This window comes from Candidatus Planktophila sp., assembly GCF_044232745.1.
GTDB lineage: Bacteria > Actinomycetota > Actinomycetes > Nanopelagicales > Nanopelagicaceae > Planktophila.
In genome coordinates this window covers 94,727-109,459 of sequence record NZ_JBIILI010000005.1, presented here as the reverse complement: position 1 = coordinate 109,459, position 14,733 = coordinate 94,727, and the positions used below count along the sequence as shown (strand labels likewise).

General features: G+C 45.3%; 14 protein-coding genes and 1 tRNA gene. 4 read left to right on the top strand and 11 right to left on the bottom strand.

The window, feature by feature from the left end; translation table 11 throughout:
* Nucleotides 1-3: 3 nt before the first annotated feature.
* Genes AC9UGD_RS04810 through AC9UGD_RS04800 form a run of 3 tightly spaced genes read right to left on the bottom strand, consistent with a single transcriptional unit; the run spans nt 4 to nt 3,708 of the window.
* Complete coding sequence (locus AC9UGD_RS04810; protein ID WP_509570290.1) at nt 4-1,509, bottom strand: phytoene desaturase family protein; 1,506 nt, start codon at nt 1,507-1,509, stop codon at nt 4-6.
* On the bottom strand, nt 1,510-2,673 hold the full coding sequence (locus AC9UGD_RS04805) for a MalY/PatB family protein (protein WP_509570288.1): 1,164 nt from the start codon (nt 2,671-2,673) through the stop codon (nt 1,510-1,512).
* Between the two features lie 15 nt (nt 2,674-2,688).
* A complete protein-coding gene (locus AC9UGD_RS04800) occupies nt 2,689-3,708 on the bottom strand; it encodes a LacI family DNA-binding transcriptional regulator (protein ID WP_509570285.1) in 1,020 nt (339 codons plus the stop codon).
* Nucleotides 3,709-3,823: 115 nt separating this feature from the next.
* On the opposite strand from AC9UGD_RS04800, the gene AC9UGD_RS04795 reads away from it, so the two are divergent.
* Nucleotides 3,824-4,426, top strand: a complete 603-nt coding sequence (locus tag AC9UGD_RS04795; protein ID WP_509570282.1) for a DUF4389 domain-containing protein — start codon at nt 3,824-3,826, stop codon at nt 4,424-4,426.
* A gap of 17 nt (nt 4,427-4,443) precedes the next feature.
* Here AC9UGD_RS04795 and msrA read toward each other — a convergent pair whose 3' ends face one another.
* Nucleotides 4,444-4,956 (bottom strand): peptide-methionine (S)-S-oxide reductase MsrA, encoded by a 513-nt coding sequence (msrA, locus tag AC9UGD_RS04790; protein ID WP_509570279.1) that lies wholly within the window; start codon nt 4,954-4,956, stop codon nt 4,444-4,446.
* A 64-nt stretch (nt 4,957-5,020) separates the two neighbouring features.
* Between msrA and AC9UGD_RS04785 the strand changes: the two genes are divergently transcribed.
* Together AC9UGD_RS04785 and AC9UGD_RS04780 are read left to right on the top strand one after the other, a co-directional pair.
* Nucleotides 5,021-5,092 (top strand) — tRNA-Arg (locus AC9UGD_RS04785).
* A gap of 154 nt (nt 5,093-5,246) precedes the next feature.
* Nucleotides 5,247-5,516, top strand: a complete 270-nt coding sequence (locus AC9UGD_RS04780) for a WhiB family transcriptional regulator (RefSeq protein ID WP_506626810.1) — start codon at nt 5,247-5,249, stop codon at nt 5,514-5,516.
* On the opposite strand, the gene AC9UGD_RS04775 is transcribed toward AC9UGD_RS04780, so the two are convergent.
* Genes AC9UGD_RS04775 through AC9UGD_RS04760 form a run of 4 tightly spaced genes read right to left on the bottom strand, consistent with a single transcriptional unit; the run spans nt 5,513 to nt 9,083 of the window.
* Nucleotides 5,513-6,982, bottom strand: a complete 1,470-nt coding sequence (locus AC9UGD_RS04775; RefSeq protein ID WP_509570276.1) for a sensor histidine kinase — start codon at nt 6,980-6,982, stop codon at nt 5,513-5,515. The genes AC9UGD_RS04780 and AC9UGD_RS04775 overlap by 4 nt on opposite strands.
* A 2-nt stretch (nt 6,983-6,984) precedes the next feature.
* Complete coding sequence (locus tag AC9UGD_RS04770) at nt 6,985-7,371, bottom strand: DUF6912 family protein (protein ID WP_509570274.1); 387 nt, start codon at nt 7,369-7,371, stop codon at nt 6,985-6,987.
* A 19-nt stretch (nt 7,372-7,390) separates the two neighbouring features.
* Nucleotides 7,391-8,491: a CpaE/TadZ family protein gene (locus tag AC9UGD_RS04765; RefSeq protein WP_509570271.1), complete on the bottom strand. Its 1,101-nt coding sequence runs from the start codon at nt 8,489-8,491 to the stop codon at nt 7,391-7,393.
* On the bottom strand, nt 8,484-9,083 hold the full coding sequence (locus AC9UGD_RS04760; protein WP_509570268.1) for a flagella basal body P-ring formation protein FlgA: 600 nt from the start codon (nt 9,081-9,083) through the stop codon (nt 8,484-8,486). The genes AC9UGD_RS04765 and AC9UGD_RS04760 overlap by 8 nt, the downstream gene beginning before the upstream one ends.
* A gap of 122 nt (nt 9,084-9,205) precedes the next feature.
* Between AC9UGD_RS04760 and AC9UGD_RS04755 the strand changes: the two genes are divergently transcribed.
* Nucleotides 9,206-9,733 carry an Rv3235 family protein gene (locus AC9UGD_RS04755; protein WP_509570266.1) on the top strand — a complete coding sequence of 176 codons (528 nt, stop codon included), beginning with the start codon at nt 9,206-9,208 and terminating at the stop codon, nt 9,731-9,733.
* Nucleotide 9,734: 1 nt separating this feature from the next.
* On the opposite strand, the gene secA is transcribed toward AC9UGD_RS04755, so the two are convergent.
* The 3 genes from secA to mtrB all read right to left on the bottom strand — a co-directional run bounded on the left by secA (nt 9,735) and on the right by mtrB (nt 14,733).
* A complete protein-coding gene (gene secA / locus AC9UGD_RS04750) occupies nt 9,735-12,410 on the bottom strand; it encodes a preprotein translocase subunit SecA (RefSeq protein WP_509570263.1) in 2,676 nt (891 codons plus the stop codon).
* Nucleotides 12,411-12,478: 68 nt separating this feature from the next.
* The gene (locus AC9UGD_RS04745; protein ID WP_509570259.1) at nt 12,479-12,967 is read right to left on the bottom strand and encodes a ComF family protein; all 489 of its coding nucleotides are present in this window, start codon (nt 12,965-12,967) and stop codon (nt 12,479-12,481) included.
* A gap of 215 nt (nt 12,968-13,182) precedes the next feature.
* The gene (mtrB, locus tag AC9UGD_RS04740) at nt 13,183-14,733 is read right to left on the bottom strand and encodes an MtrAB system histidine kinase MtrB (protein WP_509570256.1); all 1,551 of its coding nucleotides are present in this window, start codon (nt 14,731-14,733) and stop codon (nt 13,183-13,185) included.

Here is a 14,733-nt window from a genome sequence, read left to right as displayed (position 1 = left end):
AGTCTAATTGTTTGCCAGTACGGCCATAGCCGCATTATGACCAGGAATTCCGCTTACTCCCCCGCCACGAACAGCCCCTGCACCACAGATGAAGATGCGCGGGTCATCAGTTTCCACGCCCCACGAAGGAGCGGATCCATCTTCACGGAAGGGCATAGAAAGATCTTTGTGAAAAATGTTGCCTCGGGGCAGGCCAATGGCCCCTTCAATATCTAACGGTGTTTTTACTTCCATTGCTGCGATCACATCTTCGATAGGTTCTGCCAAATACTCATTAATCGAAGCTAGCGCTGAAGCAAGAGCTTGTTCGCGTGCTGAATCATTGTCGGCATCAAATAATGATGCTGGTGTGTGCAATCCAAATAAAGTCAAAGTTTGGTAGCCAGCTGCTTGTAATTCTGCGCCCAAAATCGAGGGGTCAGACAAGGTGTGGCAATACATTTCGATAGGCATTTTGATTGGCATGTGACCTGCTTGAGCAGCTTTAAATGTCTGCTCAAACTGCGAAAAACTCTCATTTGCATGGAAGGTTCCGGCAAAAGCAAGTCGTGGGTCAATTCCAGACTTTAACTTAGGTAAACGCTTTAGCAAGATGTTGATTTTCATCTGCGAACCATCAAGTGATTGCGGCTGTGCTTTGCCACGAAGTTTTGCTAACACTGCAGGAGCGGCATTAGATAACAAGTAGTCAGATTGGTATAGATCTCCAGATTCGGTTCTTACGGCTACTCCTGATGTGTCGCTAACTACTGAATCAACTCTAGAATTAACTTTGATTTCAACACCAGATTCGATTGCAACCCTTACTAGTTCCTTTACTAGCGCTCCCATACCACCAACCGGAACTTTCCATTCACCTGTGCCATTACCCATAAGGTGATACAAGAAACAAATATTTGCTTGCAGGTCATAGGCAGATGCGAATGTTCCAATTAGCGCATCAGTTAAAACTACGCCTTTCACCAGATCATGGTTGAAACGTTTATCTATTTCTTGACCGATAGGGCGTTCTACCAAGTAATCCCAGACATCAGGCAGAGCTATATGATCCTTAAGTTCGCTTCTGGTCTTTAATGGTTGCAAAAGTGTTGGAGCAATCTTTTGGGCAAACTCTGCGACCTCACCATAAAACCGTTGCCAGGCAGCTGCTTCATGGCCAGTTGGATCTAGCTCATTAAATGATTGCGCAGTTTTTTCATCCCACTGCCTTGATACATACAAACCTTTATCTGCATACGGGGTGTAACTAGATACTTCGCGAGAAATACATTCAAAAGAGAGGCCAAGGTCGGTCACGATTGTGTCTGGAAACAGTGAAACCAAATATGAGTATCTAGATAGGTAGGCATCAAAACCTTCAAAAGCCTGAACGCTTTGGGTTGCCCCACCTATTTCAGGATTTGCTTCCAGGATTACAACTGATTTTCCGGCTCGTGCTAAATAAGTCGCAGCCACAAGGCCATTGTGACCGCCACCAATAATGGTGACATCGTATTTCTTGTTGTCCATTTAGACAGCCCGAGCAATCCGATCGATAGCTTCGGTGATTATTTCGGGACTAGTGGCAAAATTTAAGCGCACATACTGACTGCACTGTTTTCCAAATGCATGTCCTGGACTAAATGCCACCCGACCCTTTTCAACCAAAGTAACGGACGGATCTGCACCAAGGTTTAAGGACTCAACATCTAACCAGGCCAAATAACTGTTTTGCGGAATGTGATAACGAACAGTCGGAAGTTTTTCTGCCAAAAGTTTCTTTATCAAATGACGGTTATGGTCTAGCTGCGATATGGCTGTATCTAGCCAAACACCACTTTCGGCAAATGCAACAGCTGTTGCAAATCCACCAAGTAAAGAGGCACGGTAATGCATGGCGGGCGCTAAATTTGCCAACTTAGAATTCATCACTTCGTTTTGAGAAATAAGGATTGCGCACTTTAATCCTGCAATATTCCAGCCCTTGGATGCAGCGGTAACGCAGATTGATACAGCTTCGGCATCGGCACCTAAAGATAGAATCGGAACAAAGCGTGCATCAGGAAAAGTCAGTGGGGCATGAATTTCATCGCTAATAACCAATACATCATGCTTTTTAGCTAATGCCACAATCTTGAGTAAATCTTGTTCCGAATATACAAATCCAAGTGGATTATGAGGGCTACACAACAGGTGAACTTTTATTCCAGATGCGTATGCGTTTTCAATGCCTTGCCAGTTAATAACCCAAGGATTTGATGTTTCATCACCGGTTCGTTCAAATGGAACATCGACGCAATTTAATTTCGTTTCATTAATCCAGGTATAGAAGTTGTGATAAACCGGCGAACTGATAAGAATCCAGTCTCCGGGCTTGGTAAATACGCGCAAGATTTCAACTACTGCTACGCCCACATCAGTGGCTGCTCGAACTTGTTTTTCATCAACGGTCCAGTTCCAACGTTCTGCTGCAAATTTTTTGAAACCCAAGCCAAGTTCTGGAATCGGTCCGAGATATCCAAGGTCTGATTTTGCAACCATTTCGGTAAGAAGCGCTTTGATTGGTTCTGCTACTGGAAAATCCATTTCGGCAACAGGTAACGGCAAGACATCGCTCGGGAATCCACGCCACTTTTCACTTCGGTGAGTGTGAAGCTCTGCAAGATTGTGCGCCGAAAACTGATGATCGCTCATGCCTGCAAGGTTACATCAGAGTGCTTGTTCTTCGACAGTCAATCTGCGAGTTGAATTACGCACAACAAGTGTTGTGGGAAGCACCAATGAAGGAGGATCAATTGCGGGCTTACGCAAACGTTCCATGATTGACCACGCTGCCATTTCGCCCATGAGCGTGACAGGCTGTTCGATAGTAGTGAGCTCAGAAAATTCAGCCATCTCGTGTCCATCAAAGCCAATAATCGAAATGTCATCTGGTGCTTTCAGGCCATGACGTCGCAACGCTTGCATTGCACCAATGGCCATTTCATCAGATTCGCAAAAAATCGCAGTGGGTCTATTGGGACGAGCCAATAAATCATCCATCGCACGTGATGCGGTGTGCATCGTAAAGTCCCCATGAACCTCGCGCGAAGGAAGCCATTCCAGTCCACTTTCGGCAAGTGCTTGCATAAATCCCTTGCGACGATCCTGCGGAACACTAAAGTTGAATGGATCATCTGGCCGACCTGACATCAGTCCAATTTTCTTGTGCCCCTGATTTACCAGGTGCTGGGTAGCTGTTTTTGCCGCTGCAACATCATCAATTTTAATGGAAGCACATTTAGCATGTTCCATTCCTACAAGTGCAATTGGAACACCTAGGCTGAGTATCGAATCAAACTCTTCTTCAGTAGGCGGCAATGAAATAACAATCAGCGCATCGACTCGACCCTTTAATAAATGATGCTGGAAAAGTCGTTCGCGACCCTTCATTTGTGAAAAGTTATACAACAGTAGATCTAAGCCAGCCTCGCGAAGTGCTTGTTCGGCACCGCTGATTACCTGCGAGAAATACCACCGAGAAATGTATGGAGCTACGACACCTACAGCGTTTGTTCGACCCCCAACGACATTCTGGCGATCTGAAATTAATGGGTAGTTCAACTTTTCCGCCGCGGCAATAATCTTTTCGCGAGTTTGCTGATTCACATGATGGAGGCCACGAAGTGCGCGTGAAACTGTTGCTGTCGAGACTCCAGCCTCTTCTGCAACTTCCTTGATTCCTGCCATGTGATCACCCCCTACGGCTGATAAATACTGCAAAAGTTCTGCAATAACTGCAAAAGTATGGCAAGGAAACTGTAAAAAGCAATTTCACGCTTAAATCAGGAGTACATTTGCATGCATGAGCAACCAAATTGAAACCCAGATCGATGTAACGCTAACTGAGCGCAATCGCGTGACCGCACTATTTCGCCTAGTCCTCATTGTCCCGATCGCCATCTTTGTGGCCTCTTTTACCCCATCGCTTGCAGATTTTGAAAACACAGATTGGAACGGTTTGTTTGCCGGATTCTTTGCACTGCCTGTCGCCTTGGCTTTAGTTTTTCGCCAGATTTATCCAAGTTATTTGTTGGCTTTTAATGAGGCGCTCTTATCGCTGCAGACCCGTGTCGATGCTTACCTATTCTTGCTTTCAGATGAATATCCATCGATTGAAGAAAATGATGTTGTTAGCGTGACTTTCCCAGAGGTAGATGCAAAGGCCCTTAACCGTTATTTGCCACTCATTAAGTGGCTCCTTGCAATTCCTTTGTACATCGTTGGAATTGCCTACATAATTTATGCTTCATTCTTAATACTATTTGCTTGGATCAGCATTTTGTTCACTGGTAATTTCCCAGAATTTTGTGCTGAAGGCATCGTTGGCGTAATTGCTTATTGGAACCGCGTGGCAGGATACGCAATACTTCTTGTTACAGATGAGTACCCAACTTTTTCTTTGTAACTAGCTTGTCTCTTTAATCAAACAGGGTATGCCACCCCAGTACTTGAATGACAGTCATATCCGTTGGGATTTTTCTGTAAGTACTTTTGGTGGTACTCCTCGGCCTCAAAGTATTCGATGCCATCTGCGCTAAGGATTTCGGTGCAGATTTCATCCATACCGGCAGGTGTTAAAACACTTTGATAAGCATCACGTGATGCGAGCGCGGTTTTCATCTGATCTGCATTAGTTGTAAAAATAGCGCTCCGGTACTGAGTTCCAATATCTCCGCCTTGCTTGTTTAGGGATGTTGGATCATGCATCGTCCAAAACTCTTCTAACAATCGTTGATACGAAACAACGGTCTCATCAAATACAACCTTCACCATTTCAGCATGGCCCGTAACGCCCGTACAGACCTGTTCATATGATGGGTTTGGGCGAATTCCACCCATGTAGCCAACGCTTGTTTCAACGACTCCATCCATCTGCCAGAAGCGACGTTCTGCTCCCCAAAAACAACCTGTTGCAAAGTACGCCGTTGATCTCATGCGTGAATTCTTGCAGTATGCAGAGATATTCGCACGCGCTGATAACCTTGTCTTAAACCCACGAGCCCCCGTAGCTCAGGGGATAGAGCACTGCCCTCCGGAGGCAGGTGCACAGGTTCGATTCCTGTCGGGGGCACACTTGAGGTAAATCACTCTGATCTGCGAAAACACTTTGCGTACATCCTTGTATATCAACGCTGCAGGATGGACAATTAAGCCCTTGCACGCACATTTGTGTGTAGTAGCACCACATAACTTTGATAAGTTGTACTTCCCTAAGGAGACATGCAATGGATTGGCGTCATCAGTCAGCCTGCCGCGATGAGGATCCGGAGCTTTTCTTCCCTGTTGGAAACACAGGACCAGCCCTTACTCAAATCGAAGAAGCCAAAAAGGTTTGTAATCGCTGCATCGTAAAAGAGCCATGTTTGGCATGGGCACTTGAGAGCGGACAAGATGCGGGTGTCTGGGGCGGTCTATCTGAAGATGAGCGTCGTGCTCTAAAACGTCGTGCCGCACGAAATCGTGCGCGTTTGATGGAACAACAAAACCAGATTTAAATTGGGAAGCGCAACTTTGCGTGCGTTCCTTGGTGTGTAGATTCCAGCTTCAATTCACCCTTTAATTCATTCTCTATAAGTGTGCGCACAATTTGTAGCCCCAAGTTTGATGAGGTTGCTAAATCAAACCCAGCTGGCAGGCCCACGCCATCATCAGAGATCGTGATCAGGCCTTCATTGCTATAGCGCTGCAACTCGATTCTCAAATGTGTCCCAGATTCATGTAAGCCGTGTTCAAGCGCATTGTGCATCAATTCAGTCACAACTAATGACAAAGGCGTTGCAACTCTAGATTCAAGGGAACCAAGCATTCCCACACGTTCGATGCTTAACTGACCCATGCGCGGACTTAGTTCTAGCGCATGTGTCACCAGTGAAGTCAGTACCTCGTCGAAGGCCACCGTGTTTTCAGTGCTATTAGAAAGTGTTTCATGCACCAGCGCAATAGATGCAATTCGACGAACAGCTTCATCCAAGGCTGCAGCTGCGGCTGGATCATCAATACGACGAGACTGCAAACGCAGTAACGCAGATACGGTCTGTAGATTATTTTTTACACGGTGATGAATCTCGCGAATAGTTGTATCTTTGGTTACTAATTCGCGATCACGACGACGAAGTTCGGTGACGTTTTGCAACAACACGATAGAACCAATTCGATCTGTTCCTTGAATTAGTGGCAATACCAAAAGATCAATTGTTGCGCCTTGATTATCAATTTCTACGCGGCGCAGAGTTTTGCCATTTAAACGCGTTCGAATACCTTCTTCTTGTGCATTTGGTGAGGCTGTAACAACTTTCTCTGCCACTTCACCAAGATTGTGACCCTCAAGTTCACCATGCCAGCCCATGCGAGAAAATGCTGATTTTGCATTAGGACTAGCAAAAGAAATAGCACCATTTACATCAAGACGAATCAAGCCATCGCCCACACGTGGAACTGGCTCGAATAAAGAACCTGCTGATTGGTATGGAAAGTTTCCTTCGGCCACCATTTGATACAAATGCTTTGCGATTTCTCGATAATTTAGTTCGAGCTTGCCAGGCGAACGCATATGTTCTGCATTACGGTGACGCGAAATTACAGCAATCACCTGGCCTTCAAAGAACACAGGGATTGTTTCCTCTTTGATCAATAACTCACCGATACGTTCAGGCTCGGTATTTCGAACAATGTCACCAGTTGAAAGTGCTTCGTCAATATTTGGACGTGCTCCCCATAAAACTTCATCGCCAATAACATCATTGATAAAGACTGTCGACGATGTTGTTGGGCGAATATGGGCCACCGCAATATGACCTGTTGGCCACAGCTTTATATCTTTACGAATTGGAACCCACAGAATTAAATCTGCAAAGGACAGATCAGATAACAACTGCCAATCCGCCACCAATTCGCGCAATCTATGGGATTGATCAAAAGTTACCGAGGTGCGCCCTCCCAGTAAATTCTCTAACTGAAACATGGTTACTTCCACTCCGCCAAGTGCAGTTCGATCTCTTGGGTGGCAAACCACACCAGTTCATCATCGCCCTGGAAGGCAAGCAATGCGCACTGAACCTGACTCCATAGCAATGGAGAAACAAGAGTTATTGATTGGGCGTAGTGCTCGCCTATGAATTCCTTTTCAATTTCAAAAGCCAGGACAATACCTGGAGCTTTTTCAGAGAGCCGGAGCTCTAAAGCTTCTTCGCTTGCAGCAACTGACAACAAATATTCGAGCTCTTCTTCATCGCAGTCAGGATTTTCAACAACAAAGTGAATGGTGGGTGCATATAGTTCATCGACTTCGAAGCTTTTACTGGTTACGAAGCTTTCGAGATCTTTGTGAGTAATTGGAAGATATGCACGCATTGGGTAATAGTAATAGATATCAACTTTTTAGTTCACTGGCCAGTTCTGCTATTGATTTACGCACATTTGAGCGCTCATTAATCTCTACCAAGGTCGCATGCTCGTCTTCAGCGGCCATAACTGCGCGAGAATCCTTCGCGATACTCCTGATTCGTATTGGCTTCAAAGCGGTTGCGCAACTTAAGAACTGTGCTTCCTCCTTTTCGCCTCGCTTGCCAGGAGATTTCATATTCATCACAAAACTAAGGCTCGCTCGAACTGAGGTATTCCGCAAGAGTTCTATGACTTGCGCCAATCTGTGTGCTCCCAGTTGATCTGCCCTAGAAACAATCATTAACTCATCTGCTTGATCACAGCACCAGGTAGTCATGGTCGAAGTCCAACGACGATCTGTGAGTCGATTTGAAAGGCCAGAAATGGATCCTAGATCAACGATGATGAAATCGAACTCTGCTGCTGCGCGCTCCATAAACTCATCAATTCTGCCGGCATATTCTTGATTGATTTCAGTTAAGGATAAGTGGGGGGCAATAGTTTTCCACTGTGATTCACTATTGATGTTTCGCATTGCTAGAAAAGCAGCTATAGAAGGTGCGCGATAGTTTCCCTCGATAAGAAGTGTAGGTTTCTCCAGAATGCTCAACTCCATTGCCATATTAATTGCTAACGTTGTGCACCCGGTGTAGCTCCCCGCTGACCCGACTGCGATAACTCGTGCTTTTCGTAAGGCACGTTGCGGTGTATTAACTCCACGCAGCATTGGGGCCCGCACAAAACCACGCACCAAAGTGACTAGATCTGTAGTTGTTTTTGGTACCTCATGGAGATCTTTGAAATCCCCCTCCCGTTGATGTTCGGTAGAAAAACCAATACTTTGACGAACTTTTGGTGCAATTGAATCTAAATTTGCTTTTGAAATCCCCGGCAGGTCTGAAGCAAACAACAGAAGTGCGCCATGGGCAACTTCCTGATTATTAAGAATAAATCGCTCTAATGAAACCCAATCGATCGCTCGAAATACAACGCTCCAACCCTGAGCAAACAATGTGCCCGCAATGAACCCTTCTGTTTCAGAAGCTGAAATGGCAGTTATTACAGTGGGCATCTCTAACTCAGACATGTGATCTGATCACCACTAAGCGCCCTAGTGTTGTAGCACTCAAGAGTCGAAGTACCTGCGTTTCTTCTACAGCTATTGATAATCCGATGTCACTTCCAAAACTCTTTCCTGCATCGTCGTAACTGAGCAAAGTCACTCCCCCAAGTATCAAGATTGGGTCCATCGAGTCTTCACCATTTTGAGTATCTAATACCCAATAGATGTCTACATCTTCGCCGATACGTAATCCGGTAGCGACATCAACTGAGCGGACGCTAATTGGTACCGCACTGGTGGACATCGCATCGATAGCTGACGATAAATCAGTACTACCAATTATTTCACCCGCACGCATGATTCGAGTCGCCACCATTCCAATTGGTTCAGACTCATTGTTCAGATAAAACTGACCGCTTGAATCTAAATTGAAATGGGCTAGAGAAACATCCGATGCTGCGATTTGATGGCCAGGTGAAATAGGAGCATTGATTACCCAATAATCTGATCCCTTATTGGAAACTGTTGCAATCAAGAAAGATGAAATGAATGCCGCCGCGATAAGCGTTATGGCCAATGGAAGCCGTGAAGAAGGTGTTTTCTTATGTAGAGTCATAGGAGCACCCAAACCGTATTGGTGACATCTACTTCTTCTTCATCCACAGTGGTACTTAAGTATGAAATCGAACCATCCTTAAGCCTGAGGTATGTGCATGGGCACAGGGCAATTGTCAGTCCATGACGACAGAACTCACATATAGCCAGCAACCAACCTTCTCAACGATTGATTTATCGCCCATTTCAAGTGATCCACATGAAGATTGGCAACATCTTGTACTTGAAATGTTTCGCCCCGAAATACCTGTACCGGTCCCACAAAAGTCACGTCTATACCTAGTTGCTTCAACTTTCGGCGAAGAGTACGACGAAGAGTTTGCTCCTGAACCAACATCGGCTGCAGATTTACCGGACATCCACGAATTGGTATTTCAGTTTATTCATAATGTTGTAGAAATATGGGCTGGACGCAGATCTGCTTCACAAGTCCAAGCGATGTGCCATCACCTTATTTACGCAGAATTGCAGCGAAAAGCTGGGCAGCAGAAATTAGTTGGAAGAATAAGAAAGATTAAAGTCACTGAGCCGTTAGATGGCATAATCGAATCGACGATCACGGTTCGTTATGCTGATCGATTACGTGTAGTAGCGATCAGATTTGAAGGACTTGATGGTCGATGGCTATGTACTGCATTAACTTTGATTTAAGTTAAGCAGCACCACCGTGGCAACGCTTGTACTTCTTGCCAGAGCCGCATGGACATTGCGCATTTCGAGAAACATCACCAGTTGTGCGAACACCAGATTCATCTGCAGCTGTGTACTGCAATCCAGTTACAGGTACATGCTTTGCCTCAAGACCAGGTGCGACAACTTGATTGTTTGTGCTTTCGACAGTGACTTCGATGTTGAACAAGAATCCAGCGATTTCTTCTTTGATTGCATCCATCATGGCCGCAAATAGGTCGAAGCCCTCTTTTTGGTATTCAACAAGTGGATCACGCTGCGCCATTGCGCGTAGCCCAATTCCCTCTTGTAGGTAATCCATCTCGTACAAGTGCTCACGCCATTTACGATCTAGAACAGAAAGCAAAACCTTGCGCTCAAGTTCGCGCATAACTTCAGCACCAAGTGCTACTTCGCGTTGCGCATAGGCTGCCTTGCAATCCTCATTTACACGAGCGTTCAAGTACTCAGCATCTAGTCCTGCGCGAGAACCAACCTCTACAAGTAGTTCGTCGATGGTAAATGAGATTGGATAAATAGTTTTAATCGCAGTAAATAGAGTTTCAAGATCCCAATCTTCTGCATAACCATTGGCAGTAGCCGCCTCAACGTAGGCGGACAAAGTTTCGGAAACGAATCCTGCCACCTGATCCTTAATGTCCGCACCCTCTAGAACCATTCGGCGCTCTCCATAAATAACGGTGCGCTGACGGTTCATAACATCGTCATACTTCAAAACATTTTTACGCATTTCAAAGTTCTGCGCTTCAACTTGTGTTTGAGCAGAACGAATAGCATTTGAGACCATCTTTGATTCGATTGGGGCATCCTCAGGAAGACCTGCTGCTGTTAAGAAACGCTCAACCATTCCTGAATTGAATCGACGCATCAAATCATCTTGCAAAGAAAGATAGAAACGAGATTCGCCTGGATCGCCCTGACGACCAGATCGTCCACGAAGCTGGTTATCGATACGACGAGATTCGTGGCGCTCTGTTCCTAGAACATACAACCCGCCTAAAGAAACTACATCTTCGTGACCTTTTTCAACCGCTGCCTTTTGACGTGCAATTTCAGCTGGCCATTCCTTTTCATACTCTTCAGCATTATCAACTGGTGAAATTCCGCGGCGTTGTAATTCAAAGTCGGCCATGAATTCTGGGTTTCCACCAAGCATGATGTCAGTACCACGACCAGCCATATTCGTAGCAACTGTTACAGCTCCACGTACACCAGCACGAGCAATAATCGCGGCTTCGCGTTCGTGATGCTTGGCGTTCAGAACTTCGTGAGGAACGCCTGACTTGCGTAAGAATGCAGAAAGTTCTTCTGACTTTTCAACGCTGACGGTACCAACCAATACCGGCTGACCTTTACGGTGACGTTCTGCGATATCTGCTGTCACAGCAGCAAATTTTCCCACTTCAGTTTTGTATACCAAATCTGGTGAATCAATTCGTTGCATGTCGCGGTTTGTCGGAATCGGAACTACACCGAGCTTATAAATCTGGTGAAATTCAGATGCTTCTGTTGAAGCTGTACCTGTCATACCGGAAAGTTTTGAATACAGGCGGAAATAGTTCTGTAAGGTAATTGTTGCAAGAGTCTGATTTTCATCCTTGATTTCAATGCGCTCTTTAGCTTCAAGTGCCTGATGTAAGCCCTCACTGTAGCGACGACCAGCCAACATGCGACCAGTGTGCTCATCAACAATTAACAGTTCGCCATTCATTACAACGTAATCCTTATCGCGCTTAAAGAGTTCCTTAGCGCGGATTGCATTGTTTAGGTAGCCGATCATTGGTGTATTTGCTGATTCGTAGAGATTGCCAATTTGCAACATTTCTTCAACTCTTGTTACGCCTTCTTCAATAACGCCACAAGTCTTCTTCTTCTCATCTACTTCATAATGAACATCGCGCTGTAATTTATTGACAAGATTGGCAAACTCGACGTACCACTTAGTTGCTTTATCAGCAGGTCCACTAATAATCAATGGTGTTCGGGCTTCATCAATCAAAATCGAATCCACTTCGTCAACTACTGCAAAAAAGTGTTCGCGCTGTACGCACTCTTCGAGAGACCAAGCCATGTTGTCCCGTAGATAATCAAAACCAAATTCATTGTTCGTTCCATATGTAATGTCTGCCAGGTATGCCTTACGTCGTTCTGAAGGTGTCATATTTGCAAGAATTACATCTACCTTTAAACCGAGAAAACGGTGTACTCGACCCATCCACTCGCTATCGCGTTCTGCTAAATAATCATTAGTTGTAACAACGTGCACACCACGACCTGCAAGAGCGTTGAGATAAGAAGGCAATGTTGATACCAAAGTCTTACCTTCACCGGTACGCATTTCTGCAATGTTGCCCTTGTGAAGCGCTGCTCCACCCATAATTTGTACGTCATAGTGACGCTGTCCAAGTGTTCGCTTTGCCGCTTCGCGCACAACCGCAAATGCTTCTGGTAGCAAATCATCGAGGGATTCGCCCTTTGCGTATCGCTCTTGGAAAATCCCAGTTTGATTGCGGAGTTCAGAATCAGACATCGCTACACAGCGAGCCTCCTGAGCATTGACTAAGGCAACGACCTTGCTTAGATCACGAAGGATGCGTCCTTCGCCTGCACGCAAAATCTTGTCTACAAATGCTGGCATTGATTCTTAACCTTTCATCGTGGCTGACCCATCAACCCTTGATCGGGATGGAGCGCCTTTTCACCCCCTTATCGTAGAGGCTGAGCCACACAGGCGGTAACCGCGCACACTGAGCCGAAAGCGTGAAAACCCTGCGAATTGAGGGCCCTGGCGGCTTCTCGAAGGGTCGCACCTGTTGTGACGACATCATCAATCACAATTGCATCACCGCGAAGTATCGCCCCATTTTTTAGCGAAAAAGCGCCCTGCATATTCGAACTTCTCTGTACGCGTGTTAACCCACTTTGATCAGAGACTCGTCGTGAAAGCTCAAGACAATCATTTACGGGAATGCCTGTGCGCTTGGAAATTGTCTTCGTTAAATCAAGGATGAAACTGCGACCACGACGACGTTGTGATTGTTTACTTGAAGGAACCGGAACCAATGTGAAGTAGCCTCTATCTAAGCTAGCTTTGTCTAACACATGCTCAATCGCTGCAATCAACAAATCATCTGCGCCCTGCAAACCGTTTTCTTTCGCAGCAAGAATTATTTTAGAAGCTGTTGGTGTGTACATAATTGCCGAATGGACATTCAGTGGGTTGATTTGAGTCTTGTAATAGTGCGGGATCCACTCGCGTCTGCAAGTAGTGCAAATACTGATTCCTAATGAATTGCATCCATAACATCTAGTGGGAAAAATTAAATGCGAGAGCTCTGAAAAGGTTTGCATGGGCCAATACTGCAGTGTTAATGGTTACTGCAGATATTTGGAAAGCCAATATGTGGAAACTAAGCTCTGTAATCTTCTGGCTGCAGCGGAATCAGGCGGCGGTCAATTGACTCCCATGTTTTTCGTGGCAAGGTGACAACAAAGTGAGCACCTCGTCCTGGGCGTCCCCACGCTTCAAGTTCACCATTGTGTAATCGCGCATCCTCTAGTGCGATTGAAAGCCCAAGCCCGGTGCCCCCACGTGTACGTGCTCTTGAAGGATCAGCGCGCCAGAAGCGATCAAAAACTCTCGTTAAAGAGTTTTCATCAAGTCCAATTCCGTAATCACGGACACCTACTGCGACATCGTTTTCACTAGCTTCAATTTGAACATCGATCTGTAGCTCCTCCGCGTGATCAATCGCATTAGACATGAGATTGCGCAAAATACGCTCAACCCGACGAATATCTGCTTTGATCATGATTGCTGGCTCTGAAGACTTAACGAAAATCTGTGTCTTTCTCTCCTTGGCAACAAGAGCTAAATCTTCTGCGCAACGATAAACCAATTGCACAATATCGAAATCAACGGCTTCTAGAATTGCCACTTCAGCATCAAATCGTGAAACTTCCAGCAAGTCTTCTAGTAAACGCTCGAAACGATCTAGCTGTGCGACTAATAATTCGGTACTTCGAGCAACTGTCGGATCGAAGCTTTCTCGAGATGCAGCAATTACCTCAGATGCCATTCGCAGAGTTGTTAATGGGGTACGCAATTCATGCGACACATCCGAAACAAAACGTTGCTGAACCCGAGATAGGTTTTCCAATCTAGCAATTTGTTGCTCAAGCGATTCAGCCATCTCATTAAACGCATTACCAAGTCTTGATATTTCATCTTGTGAATTTACCTTCATGCGCTGCCTAAAATCTCCTGAGGTAAATTCGCTTGCTATTCGAGCTGCTTCACGCACAGGTTTAACAACCTGCCGCACAACAAGCCAGGTAATCAAAGCAATTAATAGAAGTAAAATTAAACCAGCAATAATTAGATAGCTATTAATTAAGTTAAGCGTTTTTTCCTCATTTGCCAGAGAAAATACTATGTACATTTCGTATTGACCCGCGCCTGGAATCTGAACTTTCTGTCCAATGGCAAGTCCAGGCAATCTGGTATCTTGTATATATCGCATCGTTGTGTATTGCCAGACGGTGTCATTAGATTTTCGCACTCGGTCACTTAAGGATTTCGGAATTGAATCTGGATCCAGAAAATTAGAGGCAATTTCATAATTCTTAACCATCGTATTGCCAGGACTTCGAAGAAAAACTACTTCGCGGGTGTTTTCATTAGATGTAATAGTTGTTGCAGAGCTAATGACATCGTCAACTACTTTTTGAACAACTTCATCTTTTTCTCCTTGAGTTAGCAAGAAGCGATAGTCAGCGGTGAAGATTGTCGAACGAGCTTCGACGATTGCAGAGTTCAGGTTTACCTCTTTAATTCCGCTAGAAAGCCTTGAATTAAGCGCGGATCCAGTAATCCAAACAACGCCCAGCGAAAGAATTACAGTAGAAATGATTACCTTGAAGGCAAGGGAGTTACGTGCTTTCCACAAAAAACGGTTCAT

What these genes read in the sequence shown, in the direction of transcription:
- secA (WP_509570263.1), bottom strand. Translation starts at nt 12,410, where the DNA reads ATGCCAGCATTTGTAGACAAGATTTTGCGTGCAGGCGAAGGACGCATC.
- AC9UGD_RS04770 (WP_509570274.1), bottom strand. Translation starts at nt 7,371, where the DNA reads ATGCGTGCATATCTTCCAATTACTCACAAAGATCTCGAAAGCTTCGTA.
- AC9UGD_RS04765 (WP_509570271.1), bottom strand. Translation starts at nt 8,491, where the DNA reads ATGTCTGAGTTAGAGATGCCCACTGTAATAACTGCCATTTCAGCTTCT.
- AC9UGD_RS04795 (WP_509570282.1), top strand. Translation starts at nt 3,824, where the DNA reads ATGAGCAACCAAATTGAAACCCAGATCGATGTAACGCTAACTGAGCGC.
- AC9UGD_RS04760 (WP_509570268.1), bottom strand. Translation starts at nt 9,083, where the DNA reads ATGACTCTACATAAGAAAACACCTTCTTCACGGCTTCCATTGGCCATA.
- AC9UGD_RS04775 (WP_509570276.1), bottom strand. Translation starts at nt 6,982, where the DNA reads ATGTTTCAGTTAGAGAATTTACTGGGAGGGCGCACCTCGGTAACTTTT.
- mtrB (WP_509570256.1), bottom strand. Translation starts at nt 14,733, where the DNA reads ATGAACCGTTTTTTGTGGAAAGCACGTAACTCCCTTGCCTTCAAGGTA.
- AC9UGD_RS04780 (WP_506626810.1), top strand. Translation starts at nt 5,247, where the DNA reads ATGGATTGGCGTCATCAGTCAGCCTGCCGCGATGAGGATCCGGAGCTT.
- AC9UGD_RS04810 (WP_509570290.1), bottom strand. Translation starts at nt 1,509, where the DNA reads ATGGACAACAAGAAATACGATGTCACCATTATTGGTGGCGGTCACAAT.
- AC9UGD_RS04745 (WP_509570259.1), bottom strand. Translation starts at nt 12,967, where the DNA reads ATGTACACACCAACAGCTTCTAAAATAATTCTTGCTGCGAAAGAAAAC.
- AC9UGD_RS04800 (WP_509570285.1), bottom strand. Translation starts at nt 3,708, where the DNA reads ATGGCAGGAATCAAGGAAGTTGCAGAAGAGGCTGGAGTCTCGACAGCA.
- AC9UGD_RS04755 (WP_509570266.1), top strand. Translation starts at nt 9,206, where the DNA reads ATGACGACAGAACTCACATATAGCCAGCAACCAACCTTCTCAACGATT.
- msrA (WP_509570279.1), bottom strand. Translation starts at nt 4,956, where the DNA reads ATGAGATCAACGGCGTACTTTGCAACAGGTTGTTTTTGGGGAGCAGAA.
- AC9UGD_RS04805 (WP_509570288.1), bottom strand. Translation starts at nt 2,673, where the DNA reads ATGAGCGATCATCAGTTTTCGGCGCACAATCTTGCAGAGCTTCACACT.